At 68.1% G+C, this 9829-nt stretch carries 8 protein-coding genes, 1 tRNA gene and 1 other RNA gene; 7 read left to right on the top strand and 3 right to left on the bottom strand.

Annotated elements, in window-relative coordinates; genetic code table 11:
* The first annotated feature begins 1022 nt into the window (after nt 1-1022).
* Complete coding sequence (locus tag GZ998_RS10970; RefSeq protein ID WP_162679747.1) at nt 1023-1607, top strand: Panacea domain-containing protein; 585 nt, start codon at nt 1023-1025, stop codon at nt 1605-1607.
* Nucleotides 1604-2014, top strand: a complete 411-nt coding sequence (locus tag GZ998_RS10965; RefSeq protein ID WP_161925147.1) for a type II toxin-antitoxin system death-on-curing family toxin — start codon at nt 1604-1606, stop codon at nt 2012-2014. Before GZ998_RS10970 ends, GZ998_RS10965 begins: the two co-directional genes overlap by 4 nt.
* Before the next feature lie 82 nt (nt 2015-2096).
* On the opposite strand, the gene GZ998_RS10960 is transcribed toward GZ998_RS10965, so the two are convergent.
* The 3 genes from GZ998_RS10960 to GZ998_RS10950 all read right to left on the bottom strand — a co-directional run bounded on the left by GZ998_RS10960 (nt 2097) and on the right by GZ998_RS10950 (nt 4150).
* Nucleotides 2097-3164: a hypothetical protein gene (locus tag GZ998_RS10960; protein ID WP_161925146.1), complete on the bottom strand. Its 1068-nt coding sequence runs from the start codon at nt 3162-3164 to the stop codon at nt 2097-2099.
* Nucleotides 3165-3691: 527 nt separating this feature from the next.
* Nucleotides 3692-3916, bottom strand: coding sequence for a hypothetical protein (locus tag GZ998_RS10955; RefSeq protein WP_161925145.1), 225 nt, complete (start codon nt 3914-3916; stop codon nt 3692-3694).
* A 146-nt stretch (nt 3917-4062) separates the two neighbouring features.
* Nucleotides 4063-4150 (bottom strand) — tRNA-Ser (locus tag GZ998_RS10950).
* A gap of 173 nt (nt 4151-4323) precedes the next feature.
* Between GZ998_RS10950 and ffs the strand changes: the two genes are divergently transcribed.
* The 5 genes from ffs to GZ998_RS10925 all read left to right on the top strand — a co-directional run bounded on the left by ffs (nt 4324) and on the right by GZ998_RS10925 (nt 9777).
* Nucleotides 4324-4418: signal recognition particle sRNA small type (ffs, locus tag GZ998_RS10945), an RNA gene on the top strand.
* Between the two features lie 164 nt (nt 4419-4582).
* Entirely contained in the window at nt 4583-5239 is a 657-nt protein-coding gene (locus tag GZ998_RS10940; RefSeq protein WP_162679748.1) for a hypothetical protein, read from the top strand.
* A gap of 113 nt (nt 5240-5352) precedes the next feature.
* Nucleotides 5353-8343, top strand: coding sequence for a DNA polymerase III subunit gamma and tau (locus GZ998_RS10935; protein ID WP_162679749.1), 2991 nt, complete (start codon nt 5353-5355; stop codon nt 8341-8343).
* A gap of 2 nt (nt 8344-8345) precedes the next feature.
* Nucleotides 8346-8960, top strand: a complete 615-nt coding sequence (recR, locus tag GZ998_RS10930) for a recombination mediator RecR (RefSeq protein ID WP_161925141.1) — start codon at nt 8346-8348, stop codon at nt 8958-8960.
* 580 nt (nt 8961-9540) lie between these two features.
* Nucleotides 9541-9777, top strand: a complete 237-nt coding sequence (locus tag GZ998_RS10925; protein ID WP_219109850.1) for a hypothetical protein — start codon at nt 9541-9543, stop codon at nt 9775-9777.
* The last annotated feature ends 52 nt before the right edge of the window (nt 9778-9829 follow it).

The following is a 9829-nucleotide window of genomic DNA, read 5'->3' as shown; positions in this document are numbered from 1 at the left end:
AGCCGGTGGCCTGCGGGCCGGCAAGCATGCACGGCCCGCAGGCCACCGCAGCGAGGTGCGCGGTGCCCTCGGGGTTCCCGGTCCCGAGGGGCGGTCCTCCTTCGCCGGAGCGACGCGGTGCGGGCTCCCATATACCCGCCCCGTCTCGGACTCGGGCCAGTCACCGGGCTCCCCATTCCCTCGTGACCCGTTCCGTCCGGCGGCAGTAACCATGTAACCCGCCGCACCTGGGAGGAGGCCCGCCGCAGCGCTGTGAAATGGCTAGGAACCTGTGCTGACTGCGCGATGCGGGCGCGCAGGTGTCACGGATTGCACCACTTTCCGCTGTGGTGAGTTGGCTTGGGGTCGTCGAGGCAAGTGTTCATGCGGGCTATGGCCTTGGGGCATGGGGCTTCGGCGGTGAAAGTGGTGCAATCCGTGACAGGGCACGGTGTGTTGCTCGCAGGCCGATTTGGGAGCTGGGCGTGCTCGGTGGTGAGGCGCGCAGCGCCGGGCGGGTGGGGCAGGCTCCGCCGGTGAAGACCGCCTTACCGCCTGACCGCCACGGCCCGGGGCCGCTCGCGTACCGACCTGCTGTTCACCACCCCGTCCGGCAACCCGGTACGCCACAACGTGTTCTTCCAGCACGTCTGGGCGCCCGTGACCCGCCTCGCCTCCGGCCGCCCCGCCCAGGACCCCGTCAGCCGCCGCCGGCCCACCAGCCTCCTTGACGGCGTCAAGCCACTGCCCAAGGGGCAGGCCCTCGACGTGCGCCCACGCATCCACGGCCTACGCCACACAGCCGCCTCGTGGATGATCGCCGCCGCGCCGTCGCCGACGCTATGCCAACCATGCTCGCCCTCGCCCAGTAGGTCATCCTGCCTACGTCGGCGCTGAACTTCTGTTCTGGCTCCGATGTGAGCTGGTAAGCTTGAGTTTGCGAGGAGTACGCCACAAAACTCGCCAGGTCTTGCTGGTCCTCCATACGATGACGTTGAATGTCTCGCCGCTCAGCATCGCGTTGAGAGATGAGGTGAATCACCATGACAAAGTCGATCGTTCGTCCTACCAGGTCCTACCCCCCCGCGTCTCCTGTACTCCTCGCCGTATGCAAGTACATTCGCTCGCAGGACTCCGGTGCTGATCGGATGAAGCTCCAGAAGCTGCTGTACCTCATCCAGGGCTCCTACCTGGCCCAGACGGGGAACCCCCTCTTCCCCGAGACTCCCCAGGCCTGGCAGTACGGCCCCGTCTACCCGGCTGTGTACTTTGTCGACAGGTACGAGACCAGCGATATTGACTGCGCTGACACGAGCGTCTTGACCGAGGCTCAGAAGCATCTGATCGGAGCCATCGTCACCAACAACCACGAGAATCGCCCCGTAGACCTCATGAAGCTAACTCACGAGTCCGATCCTTGGGTTGAGGCACGTGGTGACCTCGCACCAGAGGAGTCCAGCCGGACGGAGATCACGCATGAGTCCATGCTGCGGTTCTTCTCCAAGCCCGGGAACGCAACTACCACCGCTACGGTCACTGACGAGGCGCGGTGGGACGATCTCCCAGCTGGCTTCATGGAAGCAGAGGAGAAACGCTGGGCCGGACTACTTGAACGTCTGGCCTCGTGAGCGAGGACATCGAGAGTGAAGATCCCGCGGACGCTATCTATCGGTTCGCTCTCTGTTACCACGAGCGCGAATTCGGTTCGAGATACGCGATCATCGGTGATGACAAGCTCCGCAGCGCTTGCGGGCGCCCGTTCCATACGTTCGGCGGGGAGGTACTGTTCCCAACGCTAGCCGGGCGCGCCGCCGCGCTTCTGGACGCGATCAATCAGGCCCATGCCTTCACCGACGGTAATAAGCGCACGGCCTGGATGTGCCTGGTGTACTTCCTGGCACGCTCCGGGTACAGCATCCGCGCCGACGACGCCGAAGCGGAGGCTCTGGTTCTAGCTGTGGTCAAGGGCGATGTGGAGCTTGACTTTGTGTCGTCGTGGATCGCGGCCCGTCTGAGTGTTCGACGTTCGCAGTAATGAGTCCACCAGACCCAACGAACACTGAGGGGGCCACGTCAGATCTGGCGTGGCCCCTCAGCCGTGTTTCGCGGCTGCCGGGTTAGTCGTCCCAGTCGAAGTCCGGGCGGGGCGTGGTGGCGGGCATCTTGTCAATGTTCGCGTCGGTGACCGCTTCGCCCAGGTCGTCGAGCCAGTCCTCGTCAATGGTTTCCGCATCGGCGGTGTTGAGCACGACGTCAGCCTTGAGCTTGGTGCCCTTGACCACGGCCCTTACGATCGGCACGTAGCCGCGCTGCTCAATGTGCCTTACCAGGGGCAGGAGCTTGTCCGATTGTCCCTTGGTCAGTACTCCGACGCGCTGCCCGTCGATCTCGACCTGCACGCATTCGTATGACGACCGAGGCCGGATCTCGTTAATGGACCGCAGGGACGCCGCAACATGGTTGTCTACGTTGACGCCGCGGAGCACATACCCGGCCAGGACGTCCATGTGCTCATCCTCCTTGGTCACTTGGATGCGTCTGCCCGTCGGGATTACGGCATACGGCACGTTGGGGAAGTCATTGGAGGGATACATGCCTGATGGCTCGGGCACTACGAGCGTCACGCGGGCGTTGACGTCGCCGCCGGCGGAGGGGCGGCTCGCCCAGATCCTCGCCCGAACCCGCACGAGTACCCCGTTGTCATGCATGCTCTCCAACGTCGGAAAGTATCTGTCGGCGTCCTCTTGGGCGAGGTATCCGACGTGCTCCCCACCGAAGTACACGGCCACCGCGCCATCCCCACCGTAGGGATTATTCGGATCTGGGACGAGAATCCCCTCCCCGTAGACTTCGGCGCCGCCGTACTGGTCGAACCCCGGCTTGCGACCCAGTAGGCGCACGAATGCCCGCTGTCGGTACTGCTCCCCCACAACCTCCAACGATTGGCCTGGAGCCCATGGGTCCACGAGCGTCCCCAGCGGCTTCGGCGGCACCCAATCGCCTCTTGCAGTGCTGTAGCCCTCCCGGTCCTTGCGCTCCTGCTCGGCCCGCTCGCGCTCGCGGGCGGCTGCCGCGGCAGCAGCTCGTTTCTCTTCGCGTTCTTTTCTGCGCGCAGCCCTGGCAGCTTTCCGCTCAGCGCGCTTTGCCTCCTGCTCTTCCTCGGCTGCCTGCCGCTCGGCTTCCATCCGACATCGCTTCGCGGCTTTATCCTCGGCTGCCTTGGCCTTCTGAGATTCGTCGTGGGGGTGTGGCTGCAGCAGAATCGGTCGCGGTGGTGTCGGTTGCGGCGGTTGGGGTTGGGGCTGTTGTGGGAGATGCTGTGGCAACAGGGGCTGGGGCTGAAGCAGGGCCGGTTGCGGTGGCGTCGGCCGGGCTGCGGCGAGTTGAGTGGCTTGTCGGACTGCGCGCTCGGCGGCCGTTCTGTCCGCTCGTCGGGCTCCGAGGAACAGGAGCACCGCGACCACGATTGGTGGGATCACGAGGATCAGGGAGCCGATTACGGCGTCTCCGGCGCTATAGTCGGCGGTGGCCATGGCGCCGATGATCCCGATGACCCAGAGGCCTGCGAGGAGCGCGGACAGGACGCCGAGGACGCGCAGTGCGATCCCTCAGCCGGAGGGCTTCATGTTTGCCTCTTCCTTGAGGGTTAGGTAGTGATGGCGTCTCTTATCTTGCGCTGCGTTTAGCTCGTCTGCGCGGTTTTGAGGCAGCCTCAGGCAACGATCTTGTGACGACGCAGCGTCTCCCTATAGGCAAGGTTGATCCAGCTTGGGACGTCGAGTTCGACGGCGAGTGCCCCCAGGTGTGGCTCCACCAGGGCCTCGGCTGCCCGGTAGGCGCCTGGGGTGATGAGCCTGCACGCTACTTGCCGGTCTATGCGGGCCTCCACGGAGCGGGTCTGGTGGTCGTCGTCCCCGCGGGCGGCGTGCCGCCACATGCAGATGGCCGCCCCACACACGGTTGGGTGTGGGGCGGCCCTTTTTCATGCGCCTGTGTGGTGGTTCTCGTCACGTCGGTGGTGGGCAGATGTTGACAGGAGGAAAAGAGAATCCCCGGAATCGTTGTGATTCCGGGGAAAAGTGGTGGCGGAGGATGGGGGATTCGAACCCCCGAGGGCTTGCACCCAACACGCTTTCCAAGCGTGCGCCATAGGCCACTAGGCGAATCCTCCAGGTGCCGCACGCGGCTGCTCACCGCGCGTAGCGAGAAGCGAATATATCGGACCGAGTGCCCTTAGCGCCAACCCGGAGTGGTGGCATCGGTCACGAGTGGTACCTGCGGAGTGGGTGGTACCGGCCCGGGCGGTGACTTGACCGCCTCCGGGCATCATCAGGTAGTCTCAGGCCCGGCCCCTCGTGCGGCGTCATCCAGTGAATCCCCCAGGACCGGAAGGTAGCAAGGGTAAGCGGGCTCTGGCGGGTGCACGAGGGGTCCTTTACGTCCGCTCATGTGCGTCTCTCCTGTGCGCCTGCTCTTGTGCCTCAGTGCGCGCGGTCCCTCGCCGTCATCCGCCTGTGCCGACGCGTTGGCGTGTGCCCCGCCGGGTGACGCGCGGGTCGTACTGCCCATGGAAGTCCGCTGTGGGATGGCCTACAGTTACGGCATGGCTATTAAACAGAACTCGAAACGCAATATTGGACGTATGGCCTCCCTGCTCTTGGCCGGGAGCCTTGCGGTGACCTTGGCCGCCTGCGGATCCTCCGACTCCTCCGCCCGGTCATCGGACGCAGCGGCCGATGCGGTGGTCACCGAGACGGTCGAAGCCGCCGAGGAGACGGAGCCGCTGGCCGCTGAAACCGAGGACGTCGGCGAGGAGGCGGATACTGACGCCCCGGATTCTGCGCAGGCCGATGCCGGCGCCGATGCCGACTCCGCGGGCGCGGCGACCCCGGCGCCCGAGGGCGCGATGATCTCCGCCATGTACAACCGGGACTTGCCCGAGGAGGTGGGCGACTTCACCCACACCGGGAGCCTCGGAGACGCGGAGGAGTACAAGCTCGATGAAGATGCCGGCGCCTTCAACGCCATCGGCGTCGAGTTCATAGTGGGCATGGATTATGCGGGCGCGATCGAGAACCTGAACGACACGGTGCCCGGCGGCACCGGCCTGTGCGGCACCTCCAGTGGGAGCGACCATCCCCTCTGCTACCTGCAGACCGCCGACGGCGCGTTAGTTGTCACGGCATACTCCACCTTCATCACCGTCGACGAGGCCGCCGCCTTCTGCAACGAGCTCACCGCGCAGCTCGGCACCGAGTAACGCCCCCAGGGGCTTCACCGCCGGGCGGGAGCGAGATGCCTTCCCCAGTGGTTAAGCGATTGGCAATGCGCCAGGCGTCGCATCGTGTCGGTGCACCCGTTTAGAGTCGGACCGTGACCACCGCCCTCTACCGCCGCTACCGGCCCGACACCTTCCAGGACGTCATCGGGCAGGAGCACGTGACTGCTCCGCTCATGGCGGCCCTGGGCGCCGACCGCGTCACCCACGCCTACCTCTTCTCTGGCCCGCGCGGCTGCGGCAAAACCACCTCCGCCCGCATCCTGGCGCGCTGCCTGAACTGCGAGCAGTTCCCCACGGACACCCCCTGCGGGCAGTGTCCCTCCTGCCGGGACCTGGCCACCGGCGGGCCGGGGTCGCTCGACGTCGTCGAGATCGACGCCGCCAGCCACAACGGCGTCGACGACGCGCGCGACCTGCGTGAGCGCGCCTCCTTCGCCCCGGCGCGGGACCGCTACAAGATCTTCATCCTCGACGAGGCCCACATGGTCACCCCGCAGGGCTTCAACGCCCTGCTCAAGCTGGTCGAGGAGCCGCCCGAGCACGTGAAGTTCATCTTCGCCACCACCGAGCCGGACAAGGTGATCGGCACAATCCGCTCCCGCACCCACCACTACCCCTTCCGGCTCGTGCCGCCGGACATCCTGGAGGACTACCTGGGGCGCCTGTGCCAGGCGGAGGGGATCGGTGTCGGGCCGGGCGTGTTCCCGCTGGTGGTGCGCGCCGGCGGCGGCAGCGTGCGCGACACCCTGTCGGTCATGGACCAGCTGATCGGCGGCGCCGTCGACGGCGAGGTCGACTACCAGCGCGCCGTCGCGCTGCTCGGCTACACGGACACCACCCTGCTGGACTCCTGCGTGGACGCGGTAGCAGCGGCCGACGGCGCGGGCGTGTTCCGGGTGGTGGATCGGGTGGTCACCTCCGGGCACGATCCGCGGCGCTTCGTCGAGGATCTGCTGCAGCGACTGCGGGACCTGCTGGTGATCGCCCTGGCGGGCAGTGAGGCCGGGCCCGCCCTCGGCTCTCTGCCCGCCGACGAGCTTTCCCGCATGGAGGGCCAGGCCCGCACCATTGGCGCGGCAGGGCTGTCCCGGGCTGCGGACGCCACTGCCAAGGCCCTGGACCAGATGGTGGGTGCCACCTCCCCCCGGCTGCAGCTGGAACTGCTCATGGCCCGCCTGCTGCTGCCCGCGGAGTCTGCGGCGCCAGCCCCGCAGTCCGCGGCCCCGGCAGCCCCCGCACCAGCGCGCGACCATGACGCTGCGGCCTCTGACCAGTTACGGGCGGGTGCCGGCGTGGCAGGCGGAGCCGCTGCGCCCCAGGCGGTCGGCGGCGCACCGACGGGCGCGCCTGAGCCGGACCGCCCCGCCCGCCCCGGACACGACGCCGCCCCGGGGAGCATGGCGACGCGACCCCCTGCTCAGGATTCCCCGCCTAGCGCCCCGGAACAGGGGGGATCAGCCCCCGCAGGGGGCGCCGCCGACGCCGAGATGATCCGCTCCCGCTGGGAGGAGGTGCTCGACGCCGCCAAGCGCTCGCGCCGGGCCACTTGGGCACTGGTGGGGCCCAACTCTCAGCCCGGTGGTATTAGCGGCGGCGTCTTCCAGGTCATCTTCACGGGGCAGGGCCTGGTCAACGCCTTCGAGAACGGAGGCCACGGACCGGTGCTCGCACAGGCGATCCGCCAGGCACTGGGCCTGGAGCTGGAGGTACACGCCGTGCTGGCCGGTCCCCAGGGCGGTCCCGGTGGTGCGGACGGCCCCCGGGGAGGTGGTGGCCCGGCTGGGCTCCGCCGCGGGTACGGCGGTCGACCGGGGCAGGGCGGGAACGCCGGTGGCTCGGGGGCGTCCGCCCATGCCCCTGCCGGTGGGTCCGGCGCCAACCCGGCACGGGCCGCCACTGACGGCGATAGACATTCCGCGGATGGCTCCCCGCGTGGTGTGGGCGCTGCGGGCGGGCCCGCGGCGGCAGCAGGCCCGGCTGCACCCGTCGGCGACGACGGTTGGGGAGAGGTCGCTGTTCCCGGTAGTAGGGGCGGTGCGCGCGGTCAGGCGATCACCGCCGCCGAGAGCGCCCCGAGCCCGGAACCGACCGGTTCGGGCCAGATTCCGGCCGACGAGCCAGGCAGTGAGTTGGCGGGCGGGCCAGGCAGTGACTTTGCCGGCGAGCCGGCCGGCGGGCCTGGCAGTGAGCTGGCCGGCGAGCCAGACTCGCTGGCTTCCGCGCCGCAGGCCGCGCCTTTATCGGACGAGCCTTTGGTACCCACTGCAGGACCTCTGGAACCGCATGCGCCGTCGGCGGGACCTGCGAATGGCGGCGCCACCCCTCCCAGTGACGCATCCCCCGCGGACGCCGCGCTGGATGCCCGGGCAGTGGTGGCGCCCGCACCGATCAGCGTCCCAACAGGCCCCTCCGCCCGGGCACAGGAGTGGGCGCCTGAACCCGATGCGTCCGGTATCGCGGCAGAAGCGGAGACCAGCCCTGAGGCGGCTAACGCGGCGTCCGGCCCCGCGCCGACGGCAGGCCGGGATGACGATCCCGATGCGGCCCCACTAGCCACCGTCCACCGCTTGCGCCCCCTGCCGGAGATTCCCGAGCCGTCACCGGATTCACCTCCGAAGACGGAATCGCCCGGCGCCGCCGAGCGGCCTCTGGACTCGGCGCCGGCGCATCAGGACGATTCGGGTTTCGGTGACCAGCCGCCGTCGGCGATCCCGGCGGACTCCCGGCCGCACCGGCTGGCACCGGTTGCCTGGGACGGGCCGGAGCAGACCTTCTCCGACGGCGTACCGGTGCCGGAGGAGCCCGGCGATCCTGAGGGACCTGCGGACGGCGGCCCGCGCGTCGGATCTGCGCGGCTGGCTGCGGCGCAGGCGGCCGCTCGGGCCGCAGCCCGGGGCGGTGCCCGGGAGCACCGCAATGACAGCGCTCCGCAAGCGCCTGCGCGTCCTGTTCTTGAAGACGACCTTCCCAGTGAGGATGATGAGGACGCCGAGGAGGCCGGCGTCGTCGGGCTGGAAGTCGTCAAACGTCTCCTGGGCGCAACCGTCCTGGAGGAGATCACGGTTACCCAGGAAGGACACTGACTTTGCCCGCTGCGTATGAGGGTGCGCTTCAGGACCTTGTTGACCAGTTCGGCGAGCTGCCCGGTATCGGCCCCAAGTCCGCCCAGCGGCTCGCCTTCCACATCCTGTCGGCGGACACTGACACCGTTGAGCGCCTGGTGGAGGCGCTGCGCGCTGTGAAGTCCCGGGTGCGGTTCTGCGTCACCTGCGGAAACGTTGCCGAGTCCGAGCAGTGCACCGTATGCCGCGATCCGCGCCGTGATCGCAGCGTCATCTGCGTGGTGGAGGAGCCCAAGGACGTCGTCGCCATTGAGCGGACTCGCGAGTACCGGGGCCTGTACCACGTGCTCGGCGGCGCCATCGACCCGATCAACGGGGTTGGCCCGGACGACCTGCGTATTCGTGAGCTGTTCACCCGGGTGGGGGACGGAGCCGTGGAGGAGGTCATCATCGCCACCGACCCTGACGTGGTCGGTGAGGCGACCGCCGCCTACCTGACGCGCATGCTGCGCACCATGGCCGTGCCCGTATCGCGGCTCGCCTCCGGCCTGCCGGTGGGCAGCGACCTGGAGTACGCCGATGAGGTCACCCTCGGGCGCGCCTTCGAGGGGCGGCGGCGTGTTGACGCGGATGGGTGAGTTGCGGGGGGCGTGGGTGAGTTGCGGGGCGCGGGATGCAGGATTGAATCCTCTGCGCGGTAGCCAGCGAAAGGTGCCGCCGCGTTATTCGTTCGCGGCGCCGTATGATTCCCGCGTTTTCCAGCTTGGTGCGGGTACCGGGGGTCCTTTCTAACGGATTGAGGCAATGCGGACCTGGCGGCGCAGTCCGGGCGCGCTGGGCCAAGGCGCCCGTGATCGTGAATCGCAGGGTACGCTGGGGTCACTGTCAACCGCTCAAGGTCGAGGAAGTTGAGCCCGCGGGAGGAGCACCATGCCTGCCATTGGACGACGTAACGGTATCAGAATGGCCATTGTCGCGAGCGCCGCCGCCATTTCGGTGCCGGTTCTGACGGCGTGCTCACGTTCAGCTCCGTCATCCTCCACCATGGGGACGGCGCCTACGGGAGCCCAGTCCTCAGGCGGAGTGAAGCTGTCAGCCGGGCCCATGGACTCAACGGCGGCGCCTGCGCCTTCCATTGCTGAGGGCGCCGAGCCGACGCTGTTGACGCCCCGTGATGATCTGGTATCACCGTCCCGGCTCCGGTGGGAATCGTGGAAGTTGATCGACTCAACTACTGTCGAGGTCAGCTTTACCGGTGGCTCGCCCACATGTGAGGGTGTGTCGGTGGAATTGCTGGAGACCCCGCAGGACGTCACCATCAACCTCAGCTACGGGGTTCTGCCGGAGATGGCCGACGGCGATTGCCCGGCGATTGCGGTGCAGTCGGCGGTGCGAGTCACGCTCTCCGAGGAGCTCGGCGAACGAGAGGTGCGGCAGGACGACTTCTCGGAGTGAGCTGCCGCTTCCTCCGACGGCAGCGCGGAATGACCGTGTATACGGCTTGCGC

The organism is Actinomyces sp. 594 (assembly GCF_019325145.1).
Lineage (GTDB): Bacteria > Actinomycetota > Actinomycetes > Actinomycetales > Actinomycetaceae > Actinomyces.
The sequence above is the reverse complement of the archived record's forward strand: the minus strand, read 5'-3'. Positions and strand labels throughout refer to the sequence as shown.